The organism is Nocardioides sp. WG-D5 (genome assembly GCF_054031175.1).
This window is the reverse complement of record NZ_CM132928.1, coordinates 1118606-1143746: the sequence shown is the minus strand read 5'-3', so window position 1 is coordinate 1143746 and position 25141 is coordinate 1118606. Positions and strand designations below refer to the sequence as shown.

Below are 25141 nucleotides of genomic sequence, written 5' to 3'. Positions count from 1 at the left end.
AATTCGTTGGTACGTCGAGTTGCTAATCTGCCGCCCGTGACCAGCCTGGATCGTGACAATGCCGTTGCTGACGTATTGGTGGTAGGTGAGGCACTGGTCGACGTGGTCACCACGTCCGACGGTGTGACCCAGGACCATCCCGGCGGTAGCGGCGCCAATGTCGCCGTCGCGCTGGGCCGGCTCGGCCGTCCGGTGCGCTACGCGGCGTCCTACGCCGACGACGCCCGTGGGCAGGCTCTGGCCGCCCACCTGGCCGGTTCCGGGGTCCGGATGGCCTGCGACCCGCACGTGCTGGCCCGGACCTCGACGGCGCAGGCGACCATCACGGCCGACGGGTCGGCGACGTACGTCTTCGATCTGGAGTGGAAGCTCGGCGAGGTCGCGGTGGGCACGCCGCGGTTCGTGCACATCGGCTCGCTCGCCCCGGTGCTCTCGCCCGGCGCCGAGACGGTCTTCGCGCTGCTCGACGGGCTCCCGGACTCGGTGCGCGTCCTCTACGACATCAACATGCGACCCACCCTGACCGGAACCGGCCAGGAGGTCGTCTCGCGGATCGAGCGGGCGGCGGCGTACGCCGATGTGGTCAAGGCCAGCGACGAGGACCTGGAGACCCTCTACCCGGGGATCGGTCTGGACAAGGCGGCCGCGCGGCTGCTCGAGCTCGGTGCCGGTGCGGTCGCGGTGACCCGCGGCGGCGACGGCGCCAGCTGGATCACCGCCTCCGAGCGGATCGACGTCGAGGCCCAGAAGGTGACCGTCGTGGACACCATCGGTGCCGGTGACACCTTCTCCGCCGGCCTGGTCGACGCGCTGTGGGACGACTTCGACCGCGACCGCCGCGAGGTGCTCGCCCACGGCGTCCGGGCGGCGGCGGTCACCGTCTCGCGCGCCGGTGCCAACCCGCCGACCCGGGCCGAGCTGGGCAGCTAGGCCGAGTCTGCGAGCGCGGCCCGGAGCGCTGCCCGGGCGCGATGCAGGCGTGACTTCATCGCGGGCAGGCTCAGGCCCAGGTGCTTCGCGACCGTTCTGCCGCTGTAGCCGTGCACGTCGCGCAACAGCAGCACCTGCCGTTGGTCGGGTGGAAGCTCCGCGATGGCCGCGGAGACGAGACGAGCCTCGATCCCTGCCAGCGCGGCCTCCTCGGCCGACGAGCTCGTTCGCAGGGGCAGATCGGTCACCTCGGCGAGGACGTGCCTCCTGCTGACGGTCCAGCGACGTACGCACTCGTTGCGCACGATGGTGAACATCCACGACGCCAACGCTCCGGTCGCTCGCAGCGTCCCGATCTTGCGGTAGAGGATGACCAGCGCCTCCTGCGTCGCATCCTCCGCGTCCTGCTCGCTCAGGCAGAGCGACATGGCGAACCGCCGAACGTGCGGGTGGGCTCCTTCCACGAGCACCGAGATCGCGGCCACGTCGCCCGCCTGCGCTGACCGGACGACGGCCGTGTCGGGCCACGAGCCGCGCATGTCCGTCTGCTGGTCCACCATGGTCATCGCGCGCGTTGTGGCAGGGCGTCGAGCGCCGCGAGGACGTCGCGGTGACGGTATCCGCCGGTCGGCACGGTGACGATGTCCGCGTACGTGACCCAGCCGGTGGCGTCCACGATGACGGTTCCGGACTGCATCATCGAGCCGAGCAGGCGGCGGGCGAGGCCGAGGTCACCGTGGAGTCCGGGGACGACGGGGAACGGGACCTGCCGCCGCTCCACCCAGGCCCGGGCCGTGGTGGCGTCCTCGGGGACGGCGATCAGGACCCGAACGCCTCGGTCGCGGAAGTCCTTCGCGTTGGACGTGAGGGTGCGTACGTGGGCGTTGCACATCATGCAGGTCGTGGTTCGCATGAAGTAGACGAGTGTTCCCCGGTGGCCTTCCCCGAGGAGATCGGCCGTCGCGCCGTCGCTCAGCTGCACGGAGGTGGACTCGATCGTGCTTCCTACGTCGATCACGTGTGTTCCTCTCTGTTCCGCCCGCGGCGCGGGCTGTCGCAGACAGGAGCGATCCGGCGCGCAAAAGGATTCAGCTCGGCCGCGCCCGCTGATCAGCTGGTCCCGAGCCGCTCGGCGAGCGTACGTCCCAGCCAGGCCGCCGAGCGGATGGCGCTGCCGCAGTTGGCGACGAGGACGCCCGGGCTCGGCTCGTCGACCACGAGGGTCTTCTGAGCGGTGTCGACGCCCCAGAGGATGTCGTCGACGCGGGCATCGCGGAGCCAGGGGAGGGTCTCGGCGAGACCGCTGTCGAGGATCTCCTTCCAGTGGTCGACGGCGCCCGAGGTGTCCTCGTCCTCGACGATGTCCTCCTGGCCGACGAGGACCCTCAGCCGCCCGTCGATGAGCTTCACGAAGACATAGCCGAAGCCGTCGCCGATCGGCACGATCGTGTGGGGCAGCTGCTCGCGTTCGGGCGGGACCGGGAGGTCGAGCACGAACAGCTGGCGCTTCTCCGGCTCCGCGCTGGCCTGCGGGAACACCGAGGCGTTCGCCGCGCCCATCGCGCCGAGGACCCGCCCCGCGCGGATGGTGCCGCGGGAGGTCTCGACCACATGACCGCTGCCGTCGGGGCGTACGCCGGTGACGAGCGCGTCGACCAGCGTCGCCCCCGCTTCCCGGGCGTGGTCGCGGAGCATCTCGACGAGCCCGGTCGCGGAGACGTTGAGCGCGGGGATGTGCTCACCGGTGTGCAGCAGGTGGTAGGTGTTCTCGATCATCCCCAGGTCGGCGCCGGGCGCGGCACCGCGGATGTACTGCTCGGTCTGGGTCGTCATCTCGCGCTTGACCGGGTCGGGCCACGTCCACCGGATGCTGCCGCCCGCATAGCGGTAGGTAGCGACATGGCCGGGGTCGTCGGCGGGGTCGTGGTCGATGAGGACCACCCGCAGGCCGGGCCGGGCCAGGAACGTGGCCGTCGCAGCGCCGATCGGGCCTGCTCCGCAGATCGCCACGTCGGCCTCCGCAGGCAGTGTCACGAGTCGGTCAGCGGGCAGGTCGGCGGGGAGATCAGTCAACGAAGTCCTTCCGGGTGGTACATCAGGCCGGTGCTCGAATATGCGTCCAGAAGGCTATCGGCTGGGGTACGTCCCTCGCTCAGCAACTGGTCCAGACCATCGAGGTGGCCGACTTCGTGCCGCAGGCCAGCACGTTCGGAGAGCGCCCGGCGCGCCGCCGCGAGCACCTGGCGGGCGCCGGCAGCGATCTCGGGGTCGGCGAACGCCGCGGTCGCGGCCCGCTGGTGGAGGTCGCGACTGGGCCTGTCGGCCAGTCCGGGCAGGTCGTCGGCGAGGCAGACGCCGAGCGTCAGCGCCGCGCCGCCGAGCAGCAGATCCCGGGTGAGGAAGGAGTCGAAGGCCTTGAACTCGATGCGTCCCTCCTCGCGAGGGATCCGCGGTGGGTGGACCATGGTGGGCTCGACGCCCGCGGTCGTCTCGACGAAGCAGCGCGCCGCCACCCGGCGCCAGGTGCGCTCGTAGGTGCGCTTGCTGGGGCCGTGCCAGACCTTTCCGGCGTGGAAGGGTGAGCTGAAGCTGAACGGCACCATGAACGGGCTGTAGTAGGTCAGCCTGCGGGTCACCTCGACGACCTGTGCCGCGGAGAGCCCCGGGAAGGACAGGTTGATGTCGGGGCCGTAGCTCAGGTTGGAGACCTCGGCGTGGTCGTACTCCCGGTGCTCGGCCCGCATCCGCTGCTCCCACTCGTTGAGCGGCGGGTCGAGGACGTACGCCTCGCGGACCGGGTTGAAGCCGACGATGCCCAGGTGCAGGCCGAGGGGCTCGAGACGCTTGGCGATGTCGCCCTGCAGGTCGACGAGCCGGTCGGCGGCCTCGGTGATGCTCGGGCAGATCGGGGTGCGGATCTCCACGCCCTTGACCAGCATCGTGGTGAAGGTGCCCTCGGCGTCGAACCGCTCGTCGCCCTCGAGGTACCAATAGCCGCTCTTGATGCCGAGGTCGCCGCGGACGAGGCCGTCGTCGGTGGTGCCGGAGCCGTCGGCGAGAGCGCGTTGGAGGGCGTCGAAGTCGAGGTCTTCGAAGTCATGGAATGTGCCCGCGTCGCGAATCGCACCCGCGCCTACGTCGGGTGACTCCGTCACCAGGGCATACTCGAACTCGAACCCGGCGGAGTAGAGCACGGCGCAACTCTAGGGCAGTCGGCGGGCCACCATCCGCATTTCTCGGAAATTAGGTTAGGCTCCCCTCATGTTTCGCGCGGACAAGCCGGAGACAAAGCCGGCGACACGGGTCGTGGTCACCTCGACCCGCCGGCTCAGTGCCGGGATGACCCGCGTCCATTTCCGTGCCGAGGACCTCTCCGCGTTCGACGGCAGCGTGTGCACCGACCGGTTCCTGCGTCTGGAGATCCCGGTCGGTGACGGCTCGACCGTCTGCCGCACCTACACCGCGCTCGACCCCTCCGTCGCCGAGGGCACCCTGGCCGTCGACTTCGTCCACCACGGTGACGAGGGCGTCGCCGGCAGGTGGGCTGCCGCCGCGGCTCCGGGTGACGTGCTGACCGTGCGCGGGCCCGGTGGGACGTACGCCCCGGACCCGGCTGCCGACTGGCACCTGCTCGTCGGCGACGAGTCCGGTCTGCCCGCGATCCGCGCGGCGCTGGCGGCGCTCCCGGCCGACGCGGTCGGCTACGCCGTGATCGAGGTGCCCTCCGCGGAGCACCTCCAGCAGGTCGAGGCGCCGGCCGGCGTCGAGGTGCGCTGGGTGGACGCCACGGTCGACCCGCCGCTGGAGACCGTCGTCCGCGAGCTGCCCTGGCTGCTCGGCCGGGTGCACGCCTTCGTGCACGGCGAGGCCGAGGTCACCATGCAGCGGATCCGTCCCTACCTGCTGCGTGAGCGCGGGATGCCGCGCGGGGACCTGTCGATCTCCGGCTACTGGCGCCGCGGCAACAGTGAGGACAGCTTCCGGGTGTGGAAGCGCAGCCAGGCCGCCGACCGGCAGGCTGCGTACGCCGGTCAGGCGCTGCGGTAGTCTGACGGCCATGTCGAGCCCTGAGGCAGCCACTGTGGGGGCTTTCGGTCACGCCGTCAGCCCCCTGAACCACTGAGGTTCGAGCCCTCCCGCCCTGGCGCGAAACGCGCGGGCGGTCGATAGGCCACCCCGGGTGCTGGCCGTGGTGACGAGACGCGTTCCGTCCGTTTCCTGCCTCGGAGTATCCACATGCCTCTCGCGCTCTACCTGCTCGCCCTGGCGGTCTTCGCCATGGGCACCTCGGAGTTCATGCTCGCCGGCCTCGTGCCGGACATCGCCGCCGGCCTCGACGTCTCGGTCGGGACCGCCGGTCTGCTCACGTCCGCGTTCGCCGTCGGGATGATCCTCGGCGCGCCCGTCATGGCCGCGTTCGCTCGCCGGTGGCCGGCCCGGGCCGCCCTTCTCGGCTGCCTGGCGCTCTTCGCCGCCTGCCATGTCGTCGCCGCCGTTACGCCGGCCTTTTCCGTGCTGTTCGCGACCCGGGTGGTGGCGGCGGTCGCCAACGCCGGGTTCCTGGCGGTCGCGCTCAGCACCGCCACCCGCCTCGTCGCTCCCGACCGGAAGGGCCGCGCGCTCGCCGTCCTGCTGTCGGGTACGACGCTCGCCACCGTCGCCGGTGTGCCCGGCGGGGCGCTGCTCGGCGCCGCCCTGGGCTGGCGGGCGACGTTCTGGGCGGTCGCGCTGCTGTGCGTGCCCGCCGCCATCGGGATCGCCCACGGGGTGCGGCCCGGCACGGTGGAGGCGTCGGTCCGGTCCGGTCCGTCCTTGGTCGCCGAGCTCGCCCAGCTGCGAGCGCCGCGACTGCTCGTCGCGATGTCGCTGGGTGCTCTGGTCAACGGCGGAACCTTCGCCGCGTTCACCTTCGTGGCACCGATCGTCACCGGCCCGGCCGGGTTGGCCGAGGTGTGGGTGTCGCTGGCGCTGGTGCTGTTCGGCATCGGCTCCTTCGTCGGGGTCGCCGCGGCCGGGCGGTTCTCCGACCGGCACCCGCGGCTGGTCATCGCCGTGGCCTCGCCCGCGCTGCTCCTGGGGTGGCTGGCTCTGGGGCTGCTCGCGGACCGTGCGGTGCCGCTGCTCGTGCTGGTGCTCGTCCAGGGCGTCCTGGCGTTCGCGGTCGGCAGCAGCCTGATCGCGAGGGTGCTCTACGCGGCCTCGGATGCGCCGACCATGGGCGGCGCCTACGCGACCGTGGCGCTCAACGTCGGTGCCGCGGCAGGTCCGGCGCTCGGGGCGGCCACCCTGTCGGGCACAGGCGTGCTCGGGCCGGTGTGGGTGGCGGCCGTCCTGACCGGGGTCGCGCTGGTCGCCATGGTGCCGTCGCTCCACCTGATCGCCCCGCGGGACCGGCCCGGGAGTGGCGTCGTGCCGACTCCGTGACCGGTCCGCGCGGCGCGACCCGATCAGGCCCGGGTCAGCGGGGCGCGACGATCTCGACCGGCCCGTCGACCCGGGCGGCGACCCAGGCGCGGTGGAAGTCGCTGCCCGGCGCGACCTCGGCCCGGCGCTCGGGCTCGCGGAGCAGGTCGACCGGGCACTCGAGCTGTCGGCGCGGTGTCGGAGCAGGGCGAGGACCGCTGTGCGCCGCGATCGCCTCGGCCAGCGCCTCGGCGACCGGCTTGCGCCGGTGGTCGACGGTGAAGAGACCGAGGTCGTACTCCCGCTCGGGGAAGTCGACCAGTGACCGGTCCAGGTCGTGGGAGCACCACCAGGTGATGCCGAACAGCGCCGGGTTCTGGACGACGTGGTCGACCGTTCCCCGGACGAACTCGCGGACGGACCCAGGGTCGATCTCCGGCAGGGGAGCGCCGATCTCCTGGAGCCAGACCGGGCGCCCCGGCTCGGTGGCGTACGCAGCAGCCAGCTCGACCAGGTAGTCGGCGTGCGTGAGCGTGGCCGGCCCCAGGGGCGCGTCGATCGCGCCGACGCCGTTGAAGACCCAGGAGTGCACGGTGCTCAGGTCGCCGAGCGTGGTGACGTCGGCAGGCGCGAAGGGATGGTCGGGCGCGTAGAAGGCGTCGTCGAAGAGCGAGTGGAGGCAGAGCAGGCCGGGGGCCGCCTTGCGGGCGGTCTCGAGGAGCTCGTGGGCCCACGAGCGCGAGTCGGCGATCGTGGTCGGGTTGGACGGCCACAGGTTGTTGACCTCGTTGCCGAGGGTGAGGGCGAAGACGTTGTCGCGGGTGGAGACCGCGGCGGCGAGGGTGTCGACGTAGGTGCGCAGGCCCGCGCGCACCTCCGGGTGGCTGAAGACCGATCGCTGGTGGTGGGTGAGCACCCACGAGGGCAGGAAGTCGAAGCTCGACAGGTGTCCCTGGACCAGGTCGACGCAGACGTCGAGGCCGCGGGCGGCGGCCAGATCGATGGTGGTGAGCACGTCGTCGACCGCCGCGGAGCGGATCAGCGAGCGGTTGGGCTGGATCCACGGCCAGACCGGGAAGATGCGTACGTGGTCGAGACCGAGGCCGGCGAGGTCGTCGAAGTCGCGGGCGATCTGGTCGGCGTCGAAGTCGAGCCAGGAGTAGAACCAGCCGGATGAGGGCACGTGGTTGGCTCCGAAGCGCAACGGGGCAGTGGCGGCGGGGGTCGGGTGAGCTGGCACCCGCGCAATATAAACCGTTTAAGTAAACCAGGCAATCAGCGTCCGGCGGGCGGAGCCGTGCTCTCCCGCGGGACGAGGACCGGGGTGCTCGACTGGTGACGCACGGTGAGCGTCGGGTCGGCGATCAGCCGGAGCAGCTCACGGGCCGCCTCGGTGGCCCAGCCCTGGGTGTCACGGGTGAGTGCGGTCAGTGCGGGGTGGGTCAGCCGGGCCAGCAGGGAGTCGTCGAAGGAGAGGATCGAGAGGTCCTGCGGCACCCGTACGCCCATCTCCAGGGCGACGCCCAGTCCTGCCACGGCCATCACGTCGCTGTCGTAGACGATCGCGGTCGGCCGCTCCCGCCGCGAGAGGACCCGACGGGTGATGACGGCGCCCTCGGAGTCGCTGTAGTCGGTCGGGATCGAGACCACCTCGGCCAGCTCGTGGCGCGCCTTGGCCTCGGTGAGCACGTCCATCCGGCGCTTGGTGTGCAGGAACTGTGGCATACCGGCGACGTGGACGACGTGGCGGTGGCCGAGCGCTGCGAGGTAGTCGACCGCCTCGTGCATGGCCTCGCTGTCGTCGGCCCAGCTGTAGCTCAGCGACGTGTCCGGGAGCGGTCCGCCGAGCACCATCACCGGCACGTCGAGCGCCTCGAGCACGGCGAACCGGGGGTCCTCGATGAGCGGGTCGAGGAGCACGAAGCCGTCGACCCGCTTCTCGGCCGCCCAGCTGCGGTAGGCGGCCATCTCCGCCTCGGGGTCCTCGACTACGAGCAGCTGCAGCGCGGTGCCGTCCTCGGCAAGGCCGGCCTGCAGGCCGGAGACGACCTGGCCGAAGAAGGGCTCGAGCCCGAGCGTACGAGCGGGGCGGGACAGGATCAGGCCGACCGCTCCGGCGCGCGAGTTGCCCAGGGACCTGGCGGCCCGGTGGGGGCGCCAGTTCATCTCGTCGGCGACGGCCAGGATGCGTCGCCGGGTCTCCTCGCTGACTCCCGGCCGTCCGTTGAGCGCGAACGAGACCGCGCCCTTGGAGACGCCGGCGCGCTCGGCGATGTCCGCGATCGTGGGTCGTGCCATCGGGCAAGTCCTTCCTGGGTCGAGGCAGGAGGCTGATTGTGGCGCTCCTCACACGGATGCCTTGACGGCACACCTCGTTCGGTGAATAGTACGGCCCGAACTTAACCGCTTTATCAAAAGCTTTCAGCAAGGAGCCGAAAATGAGCGTACGCCGGTTGGTGGGGGTCGCCGCTGGATTGGCCATGGGCATCACTGCGATGACGGGTTGCGGGGCAGGTGACGAGCCGTCCGCCGGTGACCTCGAGGGCAAGATCGAGGGCAAGGTCTCGATCCAGACCTGGGCGCTGAAGCCCAAGTTCACCGACTACGTCGAGGGCGTGATCGCCGCCTTCGAGAAGGAGAACCCCGGCGTCGAGGTCACCTGGCTCGACCAGCCCGGCGACGGCTACGACCAGAAGGTGCTCACCCAGGCCCAGTCCGGTGATCTCCCCGACGTCGTCAACCTGCCGCCGGACTTCGCGCTGCCGCTGGCCGAGCAGGACCAGCTGCTCGACCTCGAGGAGACCGACGTCGACCTGGAGGGGACGTTCGTCGAGGGTGGCCTGCAGGGCTACCGGTACGACGGCCTCGACGGCACCTACGGCTACCCGTGGTACCTCGGCACCGACGTGAACTACTGGAACACCAAGCTGCTCGAGGAGAACGGCCTCGACCCGGAGAACCTCCCGACCGACTGGGACTCCCTCTTCGAGCAGGCGGCGACGTACCAGAAGACGGCCAAGGGCTCGTCCTACCTGGTCAGCCGCAAGCCGGGCATCAACGACTTCCAGAACCTCGGCGTCGACATCTTCAACGAGGACGGCACCGAGCTGACCTTCAACCAGCCCGAGGTGGTCGAGCTGGTGCAGAAGTTCGCCGACGGCTACGAGGCGGGCCTGCTGCCGAAGAACCTGCTCTCGGAGGAGTTCCAGGGCAACTCGGCGATGTACAACGAGTCCAAGGTCGCCTGGACCACCGGCGGTGGCCAGCACATCAACACGACGCTGAAGACCGAGGCCCCCAGCCTGGTCGACGTGACGACCTCCAACCACGCCTTCGGCGACGGCCCGCTCTACGTCCAGGGCCTCTCGGTCAACGCCGGGTCGAAGAACCTCGCCGCCGCCAACGCGCTCGCCCAGTTCGTGACCAACGCCGAGAACCAGAAGGCCTTCGCCGAGCTGGTCCCGGGCATCTACCCGAGCACCACCGAGTCCGCCGAGGACGAGTTCTTCGCCAAGAGCGACGGCACCAACGCCGGTGACGCCCAGGTGACCGCGTTCGAGACCCTCTCGACCGCGATCCCCAACAACCCGCGCTGGTCGCCGGCCATGGAGACGATCCTGCAGCAGCAGCTCGCCGCGGCGATCACCGGAGACGCGACCCCGCAGGAAGCCCTCGACAAGGCCGTCGAGGAATGCAACAAGATCCTCACCCAGTGACGAGTCCGATCACGAGGCCGGGCGGCCGGGTGCGTGACCACCGGTGGTTCACGCCCTGGCTGCTGGTCGCGCCGGCCGTGGTGTGGCTGTGCGTCTTCAACGTCTATCCCGCCCTCAACACCATCTACATGGCGTTCACGAACACCAAGCCACTGGGCGGCGGGGAGTTCACCGGGCTGGCCAACTTCGAGCGGATGCTCGACGACGACCAGCTCGTGCACGCGCTGACCAACTCGATCCTCTACATGATCGTCTGCGTACCGCTGCTCACCCTGCTGCCGCTGCTGCTCGCGGTGCTGGTGGAGAAGAAGCTGCCGGGCCTGACCTTCTTCCGGGTCACCTTCTACACGCCGGTGGTCGCCTCGGCGGTCGTGGTCGCGCTGATCTGGGGCTGGCTGCTCGACGACCGCGGCGCGATCAACTCGATCCTGTCGGCGCTGCAGGTGGTCACCGAGCCCATCCCGTTCCTGACCGACCGCTGGCTGCTGCTCTTCAGCGCGATCAGCCTGACGGTCTGGAAGGGTCTCGGCTACTACATGATCATCTACCTCTCGGCCCTCGGGAACGTCGGCAAGGAGCTGCACGAGGCGGCCGCCGTCGACGGCGCGGGCCCGGTCCGCCGCTTCTGGAGCGTGACCGTCCCGGGCGTACGCGGCACGATGCTGCTGATCACGATCCTGATCACCATCTCGGCGCTGCGCGTGTTCACCGAGCTCTACGTGATGACCGGCGGCACGGGTGGCCCGGGCGGCAAGGTGAGCTCGATGGTCATGCTGATCCAGCTCTACTCCACGGGCTTCACCGGCAGCCTCGGCTACGCCTCCGCGCTGAGCCTGCTGCTCTTCGTGCTCACCCTGCTGCCGATGCTGCTGCTGGCCCGGCTCAACCGGAAGGACGGCTGATGACCGACACGCGACCGCGTTCTTCGAAGCGCGCGAAGAGGTCGTACTCGTTCCACCGGATGTCCACGGGCGAGATGGTGACGCGCTACGTGCTGCTGCTGGTGGTGCTCGCGATCACGGTCCTGCCGTTCGTGTGGCAGCTGTCGACCTCGCTGAAGTCGATCGACGAGGACGTCTACTCCTCGACCCCGAGCTTCATCCCGGAGCACCCGACGTTCGCCAATTACGTCAAGGTCGCCGAGGTGGTGCCGGTGGTCGACTACGCGATGAACTCGGTCGTCGTCGCGGTCCTGGTCGTGGGCGGCAACATCCTCGGCGCCACGATGGCGGGCTACGCGCTGGCGAAGCTGCGCTTCCGCGGGTCGAGGCTGGTGCTGGGCGCGCTGCTGGCGACGCTGATCCTGCCGGGGGAGGCGACGATCATCGCCCAGTACGTCACGGTCCGCTCGCTCGGCCTGACCGACACCCTGCTCGGGGTCGCGCTGCCCGGCATGATCGGGATGATCAACGTCCTGCTGATGCGGGCGGCCTTCACCGCGATCCCCGACGAGCTCGAGATGGCCGCCAAGGTCGACGGCGCCAACGCCTGGCAGCGGCTGATCCACGTCAACCTCCCCGGCGTACGCGGCATGCTCAGCGTCATCTCGATCTTCGCGTTCATCGGCGCCTGGGACGACTTCCTGTGGCCGCTGATCGTGCTGACCGACCCGGAGAACCTCACGCTGACCGTCGGCCTGCAGTATCTGTCCGGAACGTTCACCAACAACCCCCGCCTGATCGCGGCAGGCACCATGATCTCGTTCGTCCCGATCGTGATCGTCTTCGCGGTGCTGCAGCGCTACTTCTTCCGCGGGGTCGAGGAAGGGGCCATCAAGGGATGACCGAGGTGCAACTGACCGCCGCCGAGATCGCCCGCTTCGAGGAGGAGTCGGCCCGGTTGCTGGCCTTCGCCCGCGGGTCCCGTCACGAGGGTGGCGGCTTCGGGTGGCTCGACGAGCACGGTCTGCTCACTCCCGGGCGGCCCGTCGAGACCTGGATCACCTGCCGGATGACGCACGTCTTCGGGCTGGCGCAGCTGCGTGGTGACGCCTCGGCTGCTGCGTACGTCGACCACGGCGTCGCCGCGCTCACCGGGCGGCTCCACGATGCCGAGAACGGCGGGTGGCACTCCGCGGTCTCCCCGGAGACCGGCGAGGTGGTCAGCACCGTGAAGGAGGGGTACGCCCATGCCTTCGTCGTGCTCGCCGCCACCACCGCGTACGCCGCGGGCCACCCCGGCGCGGAGGCGCTGCTCGACGACGCGCTGAGCGTGATGGAGGAGCGGTTCTGGCGCGAGGAGGACGGGCTCATCCTCGACGTGTGGAGCGCCGACTGGGCCTCGTTGGACGGCTACCGCGGCGTCAACGCCAACATGCACGCCGTCGAGGCGTTCCTCGCGGTCGCCGAGGTGACCGGGCGCCGGGTCTGGCTCGAGCGCGCGCTGCGGATCCTGGAGCGGGTCGTGCACGGCTTCGCGCGCGAGCACGACTGGCGGCTCCCGGAGCACTTCTCCTCGGCCTGGACCGTGGAGCTGGACTACAACATCGACGATCCGGGGCACCCATTCCGGCCGTACGGGGTCACCATCGGGCACCTCTTCGAGTGGGCGCGGCTGGCGCTGCACGCGCGGATCATGCTGGGGTCGGAGGCGCCGTCATGGCTGCTCGAGGACGCGCAGTCGCTCCTCGCCGCCGCGGCCTCGCGCGGCTGGGCAGTCGACGGTGCCCCCGGCTTCGTCTACACCACCGACTTCGCCGACCAGCCGGTCGTGCGCGAGCGGATGCACTGGGTCGCCGCCGAGGCGGTCGCCGCGGCCTGGACGCTCTTCCGAGACACCGGCTCGGCCGATGCGCTCGCCGACGTACGCCGCTGGTGGGCCTACTGCGAGGAGCACCTCGTCGACCGCGAGGGCGGTTCATGGCACCACGAGCTCGACGCCCGCAACCGGCCCTCGGCCACGGTCTGGCCAGGCAAGCCCGACGTCTACCACGCCTACCAGATGGCGATCCTGCCGTTGCTCCCCGCGAGCGCGAGCTTCGCCGGTGCGGTGCTGAAGGGGCTCGCGTGAGCCTCACTCTCGGGAACGGGCCCGCCGACCCGGTCAACGCCCGTGCGGGCGTGGGGTACTCCTCGCCGCAGGCGTGGTGCTTCGAGGTCGAGCCGGGGGCCGGCCATGTCGAGGCGGAGCTTCCGCTGGAGGCGCCGATCGAGGTGGCCGACGGGGACGAGCTGCGCTTCGTCGTGTTCCCCGAGTCGGCCTCGTCCGATGAGCGGCGGTGGGAGGCGACGTACGTCTGTGTGGACGGGCTGCTCGACGACGGCCGGCGGCTCAGCGGGATCGGGCTCGTGGACCAGTACGGGCAGGCGCTGACGCCGACCGGGCAGGGGGAGGGGAAGCGGGCGTGGGTCGACCAGTGGAACCTGCGCCGGGTGCCGCTGACCGGGCTCGCCGGCCGCCGGATCGTGCGCCTCCTCGTCGTGGCGCGGGCGGCCGAGGTGCCGTTGCGGGTGTGGGTCGACGATGTCACCGTCGGGCCCGCCCGCGTGCTCCCGGCCGCGCCGCTCGACCAGGTCGACACCCGACGCGGGACCCACTCCAGCGACCGGTTCTCGCGCGGCAACAACGCGCCGCTGGTCGGCCTGCCGCACGGCGGTGTCTTCGGGCTGCCGATGACCGACGCCTCGGCGGGCAACTGGCCCTACGCCTGGCACGCGCACCACCGTGAGACCGCCGGCGGACCCAACCGTCCGGCGATCGAGGCGTTCGCGACCTCGCACATCCCGAGCCCGTGGATGGGCGACCACGGGGTCTTCCAGGTGATGCCGAGCCCGCTGGTCGAGCCCGACGACGACCGGCGTGCGCGGGCCTTGGGGTTCGACCACGCCGACGAGCAGGCCGGGCCGCACCGGTACGCGGTCGCGCTCGACGGCGGCGTCACCGCCGAGCTCGTCCCGGGCGACTTCGCGCTCGGGATGCGGTTCACCGGCGCCCGCTCGCTGGTGCTCGACCACCACGGCAGGATCCGGACGCTGACCTGCCAGAACGACAGGGGACAGGTGGTCGTCCGTGCCCTCCTGGACGGCCGCGATGGCAAGCCGGCCCAGCACATCCACCTCCGCGTCTCCGGGACTTCGCAGCTGCGTCTGGGCGGCGGCCGGCTCCGTGGCCACATCGCGCTGAGCGGCGCGAGGGCTGTCGACGTACGTCTGGGCATCTCGACGGTCAGCGACGAGCAGGCGGCAGCCAATCTCGAGGCCGCCGGGTCGTTCGACGAGATGGCCGCGCGGGCTCGTACGGCGTGGGAGCAGGCTCTGGCGACCGTCGAGGTGGAGGGAGCGAGCGAGGACCAGCTGGTCTCGATCCGATCAGGGCTCTACCGGCTCTTCCTCTACCCGAATCGCTACGGCGAAGGGCCCACGCACGCGCACACCTCGCCCTACGACCTCACCACCGTCCGGCATGCGCCGATGACGGTCACCCACGGCTTCTGGGACACCTACCGCACCGCCTGGCCGCTGCTCGCGCTCCTCGACCCGGCCGGTGCCGGCTCGCTCGCCGAAGGCTTCGTCGAGCACTTCCGCGACCGCGGCTGGACGCCGCGGTGGAGCGCTCCGGGCGCCGAGGACTGCATGACCGGCACCACCTTCGACACGGTGGTCGCCGACCTGGCCCTGCGCGAGGTGCCCGGGATCGACCTGGAGACCGCCTACGCCTCGGCGCTGAAGAACGCGACCGTGCCGCCCGATGACGTACGCGTCGGCCGCAAGGGGCTCCGCCGCGGGATCTTCGCCGGCTACGTGGACACCGACACCCACGAGGGGATGTCGTGGACCCTGGACAACGCGATCAACGACTGGGGGATCTCTCGGCTTGCCCGGAGGTTGCGTGCGGGTGGATCACCCCGCACCTCGGAGGACCTTGCGGCGGAGGAGGAGTACTTCGCGCGGCGGGCGCTCGGATATCGCAACGTGTTCGACCGTGAGAGAGGGTTCTTCATCGGTCGCGACCCCGCGGGCGAGTGGCGTGGAACATTCGATCCCGACGTGTGGGGCCACGACTACACCGAGACCAACGCCTGGGGGACCGCGTTCACCGCACCCCACGACGGCGCCGGGCTGGCCGAGCTCCACGGCGGCGAGGAGGCTCTCGGCGCGAAGCTGGACGACTTCTTCGCCCGCCCGGAGACGGGCGCGGCCGAGCTGAGCGGCCACTACGGCTTCGCGATCCACGAGATGACCGAGGCCCGGGACGTACGCATGGGGATGCTCGGGCTCTCCAACCAGCCGGCCCACCACATCCCGTTCATGTACATGTTCGCCGGGCGGCACGACGACGCCCACCGGATCGTCCGCGAGTGCCTCTCCCGGCTCTTCGTCGGCTCCGACCTCGGCCAGGGATATCCGGGTGACGAGGACAACGGCGAGATGTCGGCCTGGTATGTCTTCGCCACGATCGGGCTCTACCCGCTGGTCCCGGGCTCTGCCTCCTACGTGATCGTCCCGCCGTCGGTCCGGCGGACCGTGCTGCGGCCGACCGACGGCAAGGAGATCGTCATCGAGGCGGTCGGCACCGGCGGCCACATCCGCTCGGTGACGCTCGACGGCGAGCCCTGGGACGAGGTCTCGGTCCCGCACGCCCGCCTGGCCGACGGTGCGCACCTGGTCGTCGAGCTCTCCGAGACGCCCTGCGGCTGGGCGAAGGCGTCCCGCCCGCCTTCTGCGTCCCGGACGGCTCCCGGCCTCCCCGTGACCGACGCGACCGTGGTGGTGCCGGACTCCCTGACCGACGACACCGGCGAGACCACGGTCGCGCTGAGGGCGGGGGAGCGGATGGAGGTCCCGCTCCTCGGCGAGCGGCGGCTCTCGCTCTACACCGTGACCTCCGCCGAGCCGGGCGACCTGGCCTGGAAGCTGGACTATCTCGACCCCGACGGCACGACCGTGGCCCGCGAGGAGCGGGCTGGTGAGACGTACGTCTGGGCAGGTCAGACCCGGGTTTTCCGGGTCAGACGCGGCGAGCCGGTCGCGGCGGGAGCCGTACGGTTCACCGCGTTGACCGACTGCGTGCTCACGCAGCTGGAGTTCATCGAAGACGACGCCGACAACAGAGACGACAGACAGGACGAGCACTGATGCACGACGACGTACACCTCACCGAAGGCCGCGTGAGCCGGGTCCTCAAGGAGCGCCTGTGGCCGGCCGTGCACACCGCCTCGGCGCCCGTGAGCGTCGCCTGGCACGAGCTGCCCGGGGAGCCGATCGCTCCCGCGGAGGGGCTGGCGCTGACGTACGAGCCCTTCGAGGTCGGCAGCGACTGGGGTCCGGCCTGGGGGACCGCCTGGTTCCGGATCACCGGCACCGTGCCCGCGGAGTGGGCCGGCAGGCGGGTGGAGCTGGTCTGCGACCTCGGCTTCGACGTCAACATGCCCGGCTTCCAGTGTGAGGGGCTGGTCTACACGCCCGAGGGCGAGCCGATCAAGAGCCTCAACCCCCGCAACCAGTGGGTGCTGGTCGCCGACGAGGCGAAGGGTGGCGAGGAGATCGAGCTCTTCCTGGAGGCCGCGGCCAACCCGGTCCTGCTCGACTACCACCCCTTCCTGCCCACCCAGGAAGGCGACATCGAGACCTCCTCGAAGAAGAGGCTCTACACCACCCGCCGGATCGAGTTCGCCGTCTTCGAGAAGGACGTCTTCGAGCTCTGCCTCGACCTGGAGACGCTCCACGAGCTGCAGGTCGAGCTGCCCGAGGGGCCGCGCAAGTTCCGCATCCTGCAGGCCATCGACGACGCCCTCGACCGGGTCGACCTGCAGCGGATCCGGGAGACGGCCGCCGACGCCCGAGAGGCGCTGACCGAGGTCCTCGAGGCGACCGCGCACGACTCCGCCCACCAGATCGCCGCGATCGGCCACGCCCACATCGACTCCGCATGGCTGTGGCCGGTGCGCGAGACGATCCGCAAGGTCGCCCGCACCACCTCCTCGATGACGGAGCTGCTCGGCGAGGACCCCGACTTCCGCTACGGGATGTCATCGGCCCAGCAGTACGCCTGGCTCAAAGAGCACCGTCCGGAGGTCTACGCCAAGGTCAAGGCGGCGGTCGCCGAGGGCCGCTTCATCCCGCTCGGCGGCATGTGGGTCGAGTCCGACACCACGATGCCGTCGGGGGAGTCGCTGGTGCGGCAGTTCCTCTACGGGCAGCGGTTCTTCGAGACCGAGTTCGGGATCCGCTGCAAGGGTGTCTGGCTGCCCGACTCCTTCGGCTACAGCCCGGCGCTGCCGCAGCTGATGAAGCGGGCCGGGTTCGAGTGGTTCTTCACCCAGAAGATCTCCTGGAACCAGGTCAACAAGTTCCCCCACCACACCTTCGAGTGGGAGGGCATCGACGGCTCCCGGATCCTGAGCCACTTCCCGCCGATGGACACCTACAACTCCCGGCTCTCCGGCGCGGAGGTCGCCAAGGCCTCCCGCCAGTTCCGGGAGAACCGGGTCGCCACCGGCTCGATCGCTCCGGTCGGCTGGGGCGACGGCGGTGGCGGCACCACCCGCGAGATGGCCGGCAAGGCCCGTCGTCTCCGCGATCTCGAAGGCTCCGCGCAGGTGTCCTGGCGTCACCCGGACGAGTTCTTCGCCGAGGCCCGGGCCGAGCTGCCGGACCCGGCGGTCTGGGTCGGTGAGCTCTACCTCGAGCTCCACCGCGCCACCCTCACGTCCCAGCACCTCACCAAGCAGGGCAACCGGCGCTGCGAGCATCTGCTCGTCGAGGCCGAGCTGTGGTCGGCCACCGCGGCGGTCCGTAGTCTGCTCGACTACCCCTACGACGAGCTGGACGCGCTGTGGCAGCAGATCCTGCTCCAGCAGTTCCACGACATCCTGCCCGGCACCTCGATCGCCTGGGTGCACCGCGAGGCGGCGGCGCAGTATGCCCGGGTCGCCGAAGTGGCGACGGCCATCGTCGAGCGGGCGCTCACGGCGCTCGCCGGCGAGGGAACCGTCGCGCTGCGGGCCGACGGGCGCTCGGGTGCGGTGCTGGCGGCCGAACCGGTGGCGGCCGTCTCCGTGGTCGAGAAGGACGGGACGTACGTCTTGGGGAACGGGGTCGTCGAGGTCACCGTCTCCGCCGAGGGCCTGATCATCTCGGCGGTCGATCTCGCGACCGGTCGCGACGCGATCCCGGCCGGGGCCGAGGCCAACCTTCTCCAGCTCCACCAGGACTTCCCGAACATGTGGGACGCCTGGGACGTGGACCGGTTCTACCGCAACCGGGTCACCGACCTGCGCGAGGTCACCTCGATCGAGATCACCGAGGACGGGCTGGTCGTCGAGCGGCCGATCTCGCCCGAGTCGTCGACGACCCAGGTGCTCTCGCTGGCTCCCGGGTCGCGGGTGCTCGACATCGCGCAGAGCACCGAGTGGCACGAGACCGAGAAGTTCCTCAAGGTGGCCTTCCCGCTCGACGTCAGGGCCGAGCAGACGCTGGCCGAGACCCAGTTCGGCTACCACCGCCGCCCGACCCACACCAACACCTCCTGGGAGGCGGCGAAGTTCGAGACCTCGATGCACCGCTGGGTGCTGGCCTCCGAGCCTGGGTTCGGAGTGGCGCTGGTCAACGACTCCACCTACGGCTTCGATGTGACCCGTCCGACGGCGCTCACCACCGAGGTGCGGCTCTCGCTGCTGCGGGCGCCGCGGTTCCCCGACCCGGAGACGGACCAGGGCGTGCAGACCCACCGTTACGGCCTGGTCATCGGGGCCGACGTCGCGACCACAACCGAGGCCGGGGCCGCGCTCAACACACCGGCTCGCCGGATCACCGGCGCGGACGCCGTCCAGCCGCTGGTGACCGTCTCCGGTGACGGTCTGGTGATCTCGAGCGTGAAGCTCGCCGCCGACCGCTCCGGCGATCTGGTCGTGCGTGTCTACGAGTCCACCGGCGCGCGTACGCAGGGGGAGCTGCGCGTCGCGGAGAGCTACGAGCGGGTCGAGGAGATCTCGCTCGTGGAGGACCCGATCGCCGAGGTGAGCGCCGATGGCGGTGTCGTCGCGCTCAGTCTCGGGGCCTTCGAGGTCCGCACCCTGAGGTTCCACCGCAACTAAAGGCCCACCAAAAGGAGACCAGTAGCACCATGTCAGTTCCCCACATCTCACGCAGACACATGCTGCTCGGCGCGGGCGCCGCGGCCATCGGAGCGACCGCCGCCACCGGCCTCGCCCCCTCGGCGGAAGCGGCGCGCCCGCTCGCGTCGCCGACGCTGATGACCGGATACGTCGAGGTCAACAACTACAGCATCGGCAACGTCGCCAAGTACGAGCTGGCCGGAGGCGGCAACGTCTTCGACATCGGTCTGATCTTCGCGGCCAACATCAACTACGACGGCCAGCGGGCCTACCTCTACAACAACCCGCAGGTGCAGGCGCAGCTCGACGCCGCCGACGTGCACATCCGTCCGGCCCAGGCCAAGGGCATCAAGATCCTGCTCTCCGTGCTCGGCAACCACCAGGGCGCCGGCTTCGCCAACTTCCCGGACCGGGCGTCTGCCGAGGCGTTCGCCGACCAGCTCGCCGACGCGGTGACCCGCTACGGCCTGGACGGGATCGACTTCGACGACGAGTGGGCCAACTACGGGGCCAACGGCACCGGCCAGCCCAACGACTTCTCCTTCGTCTACCTGCTCCAGGCGCTGCGCTCGCGGATTCCGGACAAGCTGATCACGCTCTACTACATCGGCCCGTCCGCACAGCGGCTCTCCTACGGCGGGGTCAACGCCGGCGACCTGCTCGACTACGCCTGGAACCCCTACTACGGCACCTGGGGCGTACCGAACGTCCCCGGGCTCGGCAAGCCCGAGCTCGCCCCCGCCGCGATCAACATCCAGGGCACTTCGGCCTCGACCGCCGCCAGCCTCGCCTCGCGCACGGTCTCCCAGGGCTACGGCGTCTTCAACACCTACAACCTCGGCTCCGCCGACGCGAGCGCCTACCTCTCCAACGTCACCCGCAACCTGTACGGCAAGGCGACCGTCTACACGGGCTGACCGATAGGAGCGGTCGCCGCGGTCTGGGAGTATCGTTCGCGCACGGACCGCGGCGGCCGGTGCTGAGGGAGAAGAGGCGTAGATGGGTGTCACGAGCGAGAGCGGGCGGATCGTCGCGGGTGGCCGGAAGGGCACCTACGTACGTCTGGCCGAAGGCCCTCAGGAGCGCCACATCTCGCGCACCGACCTGGCCCGGAAGCCCGAGGAGCTCGGTGATCCGGTGCTCACCGTCGCCCACCTGTCCGACATGCACATCTGCGACCACCAATCGCCGGCGCGGGTCGAGGTCCTGGACCGGCTCATGGACCCCGACGCCTCGACCCGGGAGCTGATCGAGGAGATCGGGACGTACCGGGCCCAGGAGCTGCTGACCGCACAGGTCGGAGCGGCGATGGTCGAGGCGATCAACGAGATCACCGAGGGACCCGTCGGCGGCGGCCCGCTCGACCTGGCGATCGCGACCGGCGACAACACCGACAACGGGCAGTACAACGAGCTCGACTGGTACCTGACGCTGCTCGACGGCGGCCGGCTGACCCCCGACTCCGGCGACATGCTGCACTACGAAGGCGTCGCCGCCCTGCCGGACAAGCGCTTCTGGCACCCCCAGGGCGAGACGTACGACATGCGCCGGGGCGATCACGGTTTCCCGCTCGTCCCCGGGCTGCTGAAGGCCGTGCGGCGCGCGATCGACTCACCCGGGCTCGAGGTGCCCTGGCTGGCCGTCAACGGCAACCACGACGGGCTGCTGCAGGGCACCGTGCCGGGCAACTCCGCCATCGCCGAGATCGCGGTCGGCGACCTGAAGGCGATCGCGATGCCCGAGCACTGGACCGACGAGGCGAAGGCGAAGCTGATCGCCGGGCTGATCTCCGGTGACCCGGCGGCGCTCGCGATGCTGGCCGAGCTGGAGCCGTACGAGGTGACCGCCGACCGGCGTCGCCGGCAGACCACGCTGCAGGAGTTCGTCGACTCCCACGTCCACGACGAGGCGAAGCCGCCGGGCCACGGGTTCCACGCCGGTGGCGAGTCCTACTACCGCCACGACGTCAACGACGAGGTCACCTTCGTCGTCCTCGACACGGTCAACCCCGCCGGCGGCTTCCAGGGATCGATCGACGCCGAGCAGCTGGAGTGGCTCGACGCCGTGCTCGCCTCCACCGACTACGACGAGCGGCTCGCCGTGATCGCCAGCCACCACGACGTGGCGTCGCTGGTCAACGACATGAGCGGCGCGGGCGGCAGCCGGCGGGTCCTCGGCGACGAGATCGAGCAGACCGTCTCGCGTCATGAGAGCGCGGTCCTCTGGCTCAACGGCCACACCCACCGTACGTCGGTGAAGCCTCACGGCTCGTGGTGGGAGGTCACCGCGCCCTCCCTGATCGACTGGCCGCAGCAGGGCCGGGTGGTCGAGCTCATCTCCGACGGGGACGTGCTCACCATCGCCACCACGATGCTCGACCACGCCGGTCCCGCCCGGTGGAGCGGCTCCATCGAGGAGGTCGGCCACCTCGCCTCGCTGTCTCGTGAGCTGGCCGCGAACGACTGGCAGACACCGAAGGTCCCCCTGGCAGAGCATCCCTTCTCAGGGACGGCCCAGGACCGCAACGTACTGCTCCATCTGCTCGATCCGAGGGCCTGAAGGGCCTCCGACACGCCGTTATCTAGCGGTTGACAGGCGGGTGGGGTTGCGTGGACCAGCGTTCTCCGCTGGACTACCACCAACCAAGTTCATGCAAGCGGCATGGACACATCAAGCCTTGGAGGAAAGACACGTGAGCTCGACCGCAGCCACAGGGCCTGCGGACCGGCTGGGCCTCAAGTCCGGCATGGTCATCCAGGAACTGGGCTGGGACAACGATACGGATGACGAGCTGCGGGTCGCCATCGAAGACGCCGTCGACGCGGACCTGGTGGACGGTGAGTACGGCAATGTCGTCGACGCCGTGCTGCTGTGGTGGCGCGACGACGACGGCGACCTCGTCGACGGACTCGTCGACGCGCTGACCGACCTCGTCGGAGGCGGGGTCATCTGGCTGCTGACGCCGAAGGTGGGCCGCCCGGGTGCGGTCGACGCGGCGGACATCGCCGAGGCCGCGCCGATCGCAGGACTGTCCCAGACCACCACCGCATCTGTGAGCAAGGACTGGGCCGCGACGCGTCTGCTGGCGCCGAAGACTCCTGCCTGATGGCAACGGTTCTCGGGGTCGCTGGACACCCGCAGGAGTCTTCGCGTGAGCGACGTTAGACTCCCAACGGTGTTCTCGACTACGGCTGCCAAGGCACGCACCGCCGGATCCGCGGCGATGATCCTGGCCGGTTCCGGCATCGTCCGGCCGGTCAGTCCGCTCGGGCTCGCACGGACCGGTCTGGCGCTCGCGCGCTGGGGCACCGGGCCGGCCGGAGGCTTCATCGGCCTCGCCCACCGCTATCCGCGCCGCACCGCGGTCATCGACGAGCTCGGGTCGCTGACGTACGCCGACCTCGACCGCCGCTCCAACGCGATCGCCCGGGCCCTCTCGGCCCGGGGGATCGGCGAGGGCGACGGGGTCGCGATCATGTGCCGCAACCACCGCGGGTTCGTCGACGCCACCTTGGCGGTCGCGAAGCTGGGCGCCGATGTCCTCTACCTCAACACCGCCTTCGCCGGTCCGCAGCTCGTCGGGGTGCTGGAGCGCGACAAGCCCGCGCTGATCATCCACGACGAGGAGTTCACCGGGATGCTGTCCTCGGCGGCCTCGGCCCAGCGCCTGGTCGCGTGGGTCGACTCCGACGATCCTGGTGAGACCCTCGAGTCGCTGGTCGCCGGCGACGCGCGGCCGGTGCCGCCGCCGAAGCGGCACGGCCGGATCGTGATCCTGACCTCCGGCACGACCGGGGCGCCCAAGTCGGCGCCGCGTCCGGAGGCCGGGTTCGACGCCGCGGTCGCGCTGATGTCGCGGATGCCGATGAAGGACGGCTGGCGCTGTTTCATCGCCGCGCCGCTCTTCCACACCTGGGGGCTCGCCCACCTGCTCTTCGCCGAGCTGCTCGGCACCACCATGATCCTGCGTCGCCGGTTCGACCCGGAGGACGCGCTGGCGACCCTCCAGGAGACCGGGGCCGACTCGTTCGTGGTCATCCCGGTCATGATGCAGCGGATCCTGTCGCTGCCGGAGGAGACGCTTGCTGCGTACGACCTGGAGGGGATCGCCTCCCGGCTGAAGGCCGTCGCGTCCTCCGGCTCGGCGCTGCCCGGCGACCTGGCGCTGGAGTGGATGGACCGCTTCGGCGACAGCCTCTACAACGTCTACGGCTCGACCGAGGTCTCCTACGCCTCGATCGCCGACCCCGTCGACCTGCGCGAGGCGCCGACCTCGGCCGGCAAGATCCCGTGGGGCACCCGGATGAGGATCCTCGACGCCGACGGCGTGCCGGTCCCCGACGGTGAGGCCGGCCGGATCTTCGTCGGCAACGGCCTGCTCTTCGAGGGCTACACCAGCGGCGGCGGCAAGGAGGTCGTCGACGGTCTGATGGCGACCGGCGACGTCGGACGGTTCGGTCCCGACGGCCGGCTCTACGTCGAGGGCCGCGACGACGACATGATCGTCTCCGGCGGCGAGAACGTCTTCCCGCAGGAGGTCGAGGACTGCCTGATGCGCCACCCGCTCGTCACCGACGCGGCCTGCGTCGGGGTCGACGACGCCGACTTCGGCAAGCGCCTGCGTGGGTTCGTCGTGGTGGTGCCCGGCACCGAGGACGGCGTCGATGCGGTTCTCAAGGACTGGGTCAAGGAGAATCTTGCTCGCTTCAAGGTGCCGCGGGAGATCGTCGTGACCGACGCTCTGCCACGCAACGCGACGGGCAAGGTGCTCCGCCGCGAGCTGGCCACCTGGGACATCGAGGCGGCAGGATCGAACGGCGAGAGGGCGGCAGGGCAGTGAGTGGACTTCAGATCGGCGGTCCGGCTCCGGACTTCACCCTCCGGGACCAGTTCGGGGCCGACGTCACGCTCACCGACTTCCACGGCAAGAAGGCCGTCGCGATCTTCTTCTTCCCGTTCGCCTTCTCCGGTGTGTGCACCGGCGAGATGAGCGGACTGCGCGACCGGCTCGACGAGTTCGTCACCTTCGACACCGAGGTCCTGGCGATCTCGTGCGACCCGGTCTACGCGATCCGGCAGTTCGCCGACACCGACCGGCTCAACTTCCCGGTGCTCTCCGACTTCTGGCCCCACGGCGAGGTCACCAAGGCCTACGACGTCTTCAACGAGCGCACCGGAGCCCCGCTCCGGTCCTCCTACGTCATCGACAAGGCGGGTGTCGTGCGGTGGGCCGTGCACAACGACAACGCCGACGGCCGCGACCTCGAGGAGCACCTCCGGCAGCTCCACGCGGCCGTCTGAGCAGGTAATTTACGGGTCATCAAAGGTCCGTTAACAGGCTGGTTACATCGCTTTTCCTATGCCCTGGGCGGGATCTAATCTTGAGTTGTTGAGCCGCTGATGACCCGAGACGTCAGCGGCTCAACTTCCATTTACGGCCCAGTTCGCCGGGCCCGCCCCTGATCGCGTACTCTTGGGGCGCTTCGGACGCATAGCTCAGTTGGTAGAGCGCCTCCCTTACAAGGAGGATGTCAGGGGTTCGAGTCCCTTTGCGTCCACCAAAGGATTGTCATTGGAACCCATGACATCTCGAGGATCCAAGTAACAGTCATCGCCGGGCCCATCAGGGCCCGGCGTTTCTGTCTTCCCAGCCGGGAGCGTGAGCTCGGCTAGTTCCCGGCTAGCCTGGAGGGCATTGGCGAAGACGGTGTGGTCGGCGTGGGTGACCGGCTGTTGGTCGGGGTCTTCGATGACGGGATCGATGTAGATCCGGGTGAACCACGCCTGGTTGAAGCGGCGACGGTCTGCGTCGCGGAGCTGCTGGTAGGTCGGAGCTGGCTCCGTGATCAGGTTGAGCACGGCGTCGAGGGTCGCTTGGGTGTCGATACCAGCGCGTTGCAGGGCGCCGAGTTCGCCTTCGAGTGAGGCGAGCTGGCGGGCGAGTTGTTCCTGCTTCTCGCGGGCGATGTCGGGTGGCACGACACCATCCATGGCGTTCTCCGCCCACTTGTACCGGTCGCGGCGGATCTTGTCGATG

At 70.2% G+C, this 25141-nt stretch carries 21 protein-coding genes and 1 tRNA gene; 16 read left to right on the top strand and 6 right to left on the bottom strand.

The window, feature by feature from the left end; translation table 11 throughout:
* Positions 1-36 precede the first annotated feature (36 nt).
* Entirely contained in the window at positions 37-930 is an 894-nt protein-coding gene (locus ACWZJV_RS05610) for a carbohydrate kinase family protein (protein ID WP_457180534.1), read from the top strand.
* Here ACWZJV_RS05610 and ACWZJV_RS05605 read toward each other — a convergent pair.
* The 4 genes from ACWZJV_RS05605 to ACWZJV_RS05590 form a co-directional block, all read right to left on the bottom strand.
* Positions 927-1496: an RNA polymerase sigma factor gene (locus ACWZJV_RS05605; RefSeq protein WP_457180533.1), complete on the bottom strand. Its 570-nt coding sequence runs from the start codon at positions 1494-1496 to the stop codon at positions 927-929. The two genes, ACWZJV_RS05610 and ACWZJV_RS05605, sit on opposite strands and share 4 nt — an antisense overlap.
* Complete coding sequence (locus ACWZJV_RS05600; protein ID WP_457180532.1) at positions 1493-1948, bottom strand: peroxiredoxin family protein; 456 nt, start codon at positions 1946-1948, stop codon at positions 1493-1495. Before ACWZJV_RS05600 ends, ACWZJV_RS05605 begins: the two co-directional genes overlap by 4 nt.
* Before the next feature lie 92 nt (positions 1949-2040).
* Complete coding sequence (locus ACWZJV_RS05595) at positions 2041-3003, bottom strand: NAD(P)/FAD-dependent oxidoreductase (RefSeq protein WP_457180531.1); 963 nt, start codon at positions 3001-3003, stop codon at positions 2041-2043.
* On the bottom strand, positions 3000-4124 hold the full coding sequence (locus tag ACWZJV_RS05590) for a glutamate-cysteine ligase family protein (RefSeq protein WP_457180530.1): 1125 nt from the start codon (positions 4122-4124) through the stop codon (positions 3000-3002). Before ACWZJV_RS05590 ends, ACWZJV_RS05595 begins: the two co-directional genes overlap by 4 nt.
* Positions 4125-4191: 67 nt before the next feature.
* On the opposite strand from ACWZJV_RS05590, the gene ACWZJV_RS05585 reads away from it, so the two are divergent.
* Together ACWZJV_RS05585 and ACWZJV_RS05580 are read left to right on the top strand one after the other, a co-directional pair.
* Positions 4192-4977, top strand: a complete 786-nt coding sequence (locus ACWZJV_RS05585; protein ID WP_196873432.1) for a siderophore-interacting protein — start codon at positions 4192-4194, stop codon at positions 4975-4977.
* A gap of 189 nt (positions 4978-5166) precedes the next feature.
* Positions 5167-6354: a Cmx/CmrA family chloramphenicol efflux MFS transporter gene (locus ACWZJV_RS05580; RefSeq protein ID WP_196873433.1), complete on the top strand. Its 1188-nt coding sequence runs from the start codon at positions 5167-5169 to the stop codon at positions 6352-6354.
* A 34-nt stretch (positions 6355-6388) separates the two neighbouring features.
* Here ACWZJV_RS05580 and ACWZJV_RS05575 read toward each other — a convergent pair whose 3' ends face one another.
* Together ACWZJV_RS05575 and ACWZJV_RS05570 are read right to left on the bottom strand one after the other, a co-directional pair.
* Positions 6389-7573 (bottom strand): glycoside hydrolase 5 family protein, encoded by a 1185-nt coding sequence (locus ACWZJV_RS05575; protein WP_196873434.1) that lies wholly within the window; start codon positions 7571-7573, stop codon positions 6389-6391.
* A gap of 35 nt (positions 7574-7608) precedes the next feature.
* The gene (locus tag ACWZJV_RS05570; RefSeq protein ID WP_196873435.1) at positions 7609-8631 is read right to left on the bottom strand and encodes a LacI family DNA-binding transcriptional regulator; all 1023 of its coding nucleotides are present in this window, start codon (positions 8629-8631) and stop codon (positions 7609-7611) included.
* Between the two features lie 140 nt (positions 8632-8771).
* On the opposite strand from ACWZJV_RS05570, the gene ACWZJV_RS05565 reads away from it, so the two are divergent.
* The 13 genes from ACWZJV_RS05565 (at position 8772) to ACWZJV_RS05505 (ending at position 25029) form a co-directional block, all read left to right on the top strand.
* Entirely contained in the window at positions 8772-10049 is a 1278-nt protein-coding gene (locus ACWZJV_RS05565) for an ABC transporter substrate-binding protein (protein ID WP_008358195.1), read from the top strand.
* 29 nt (positions 10050-10078) lie between these two features.
* Positions 10079-10951, top strand: coding sequence for a carbohydrate ABC transporter permease (locus ACWZJV_RS05560; protein ID WP_457181935.1), 873 nt, complete (start codon positions 10079-10081; stop codon positions 10949-10951).
* Positions 10948-11832 (top strand): carbohydrate ABC transporter permease, encoded by an 885-nt coding sequence (locus ACWZJV_RS05555; protein ID WP_457181934.1) that lies wholly within the window; start codon positions 10948-10950, stop codon positions 11830-11832. Before ACWZJV_RS05560 ends, ACWZJV_RS05555 begins: the two co-directional genes overlap by 4 nt.
* Entirely contained in the window at positions 11829-13058 is a 1230-nt protein-coding gene (locus ACWZJV_RS05550) for an AGE family epimerase/isomerase (protein WP_457180529.1), read from the top strand. The genes ACWZJV_RS05555 and ACWZJV_RS05550 overlap by 4 nt, the downstream gene beginning before the upstream one ends.
* A complete protein-coding gene (locus ACWZJV_RS05545; RefSeq protein WP_457180528.1) occupies positions 13055-16123 on the top strand; it encodes a GH92 family glycosyl hydrolase in 3069 nt (1022 codons plus the stop codon). The genes ACWZJV_RS05550 and ACWZJV_RS05545 overlap by 4 nt, the downstream gene beginning before the upstream one ends.
* Positions 16123-19083: an alpha-mannosidase gene (locus ACWZJV_RS05540; protein WP_457180527.1), complete on the top strand. Its 2961-nt coding sequence runs from the start codon at positions 16123-16125 to the stop codon at positions 19081-19083. Before ACWZJV_RS05545 ends, ACWZJV_RS05540 begins: the two co-directional genes overlap by 1 nt.
* 29 nt (positions 19084-19112) lie before the next feature.
* Positions 19113-20021 (top strand): endo-beta-N-acetylglucosaminidase H, encoded by a 909-nt coding sequence (locus ACWZJV_RS05535; RefSeq protein ID WP_457180526.1) that lies wholly within the window; start codon positions 19113-19115, stop codon positions 20019-20021.
* Between the two features lie 82 nt (positions 20022-20103).
* Positions 20104-21663: a TIGR03767 family metallophosphoesterase gene (locus ACWZJV_RS05530; protein ID WP_457180525.1), complete on the top strand. Its 1560-nt coding sequence runs from the start codon at positions 20104-20106 to the stop codon at positions 21661-21663.
* 133 nt (positions 21664-21796) lie between these two features.
* Positions 21797-22210 carry a DUF3052 domain-containing protein gene (locus tag ACWZJV_RS05525; RefSeq protein ID WP_196873439.1) on the top strand — a complete coding sequence of 138 codons (414 nt, stop codon included), beginning with the start codon at positions 21797-21799 and terminating at the stop codon, positions 22208-22210.
* A gap of 69 nt (positions 22211-22279) precedes the next feature.
* Positions 22280-23944, top strand: a complete 1665-nt coding sequence (locus tag ACWZJV_RS05520) for an AMP-binding protein (RefSeq protein WP_457180524.1) — start codon at positions 22280-22282, stop codon at positions 23942-23944.
* Positions 23941-24405, top strand: coding sequence for a peroxiredoxin (locus ACWZJV_RS05515; protein ID WP_196873441.1), 465 nt, complete (start codon positions 23941-23943; stop codon positions 24403-24405). The genes ACWZJV_RS05520 and ACWZJV_RS05515 overlap by 4 nt, the downstream gene beginning before the upstream one ends.
* Before the next feature lie 184 nt (positions 24406-24589).
* Positions 24590-24665: transfer RNA gene (locus tag ACWZJV_RS05510), tRNA-Val, on the top strand.
* Between the two features lie 157 nt (positions 24666-24822).
* Positions 24823-25029, top strand: a complete 207-nt coding sequence (locus ACWZJV_RS05505; RefSeq protein ID WP_457180523.1) for a hypothetical protein — start codon at positions 24823-24825, stop codon at positions 25027-25029.
* Positions 25030-25141 lie beyond the last annotated feature (112 nt).

Excerpts from the sequence above, each read along its gene's own strand:
- ACWZJV_RS05565 (WP_008358195.1), top strand. The coding sequence starts at position 8,772 with ATGAGCGTACGCCGGTTGGTGGGGGTCGCCGCTGGATTGGCCATGGGC.
- ACWZJV_RS05535 (WP_457180526.1), top strand. The coding sequence starts at position 19,113 with ATGTCAGTTCCCCACATCTCACGCAGACACATGCTGCTCGGCGCGGGC.
- ACWZJV_RS05550 (WP_457180529.1), top strand. The coding sequence starts at position 11,829 with ATGACCGAGGTGCAACTGACCGCCGCCGAGATCGCCCGCTTCGAGGAG.
- ACWZJV_RS05605 (WP_457180533.1), bottom strand. The coding sequence starts at position 1,496 with ATGACCATGGTGGACCAGCAGACGGACATGCGCGGCTCGTGGCCCGAC.
- ACWZJV_RS05585 (WP_196873432.1), top strand. The coding sequence starts at position 4,192 with ATGTTTCGCGCGGACAAGCCGGAGACAAAGCCGGCGACACGGGTCGTG.
- ACWZJV_RS05530 (WP_457180525.1), top strand. The coding sequence starts at position 20,104 with ATGGGTGTCACGAGCGAGAGCGGGCGGATCGTCGCGGGTGGCCGGAAG.
- ACWZJV_RS05540 (WP_457180527.1), top strand. The coding sequence starts at position 16,123 with ATGCACGACGACGTACACCTCACCGAAGGCCGCGTGAGCCGGGTCCTC.
- ACWZJV_RS05580 (WP_196873433.1), top strand. The coding sequence starts at position 5,167 with ATGCCTCTCGCGCTCTACCTGCTCGCCCTGGCGGTCTTCGCCATGGGC.
- ACWZJV_RS05570 (WP_196873435.1), bottom strand. The coding sequence starts at position 8,631 with ATGGCACGACCCACGATCGCGGACATCGCCGAGCGCGCCGGCGTCTCC.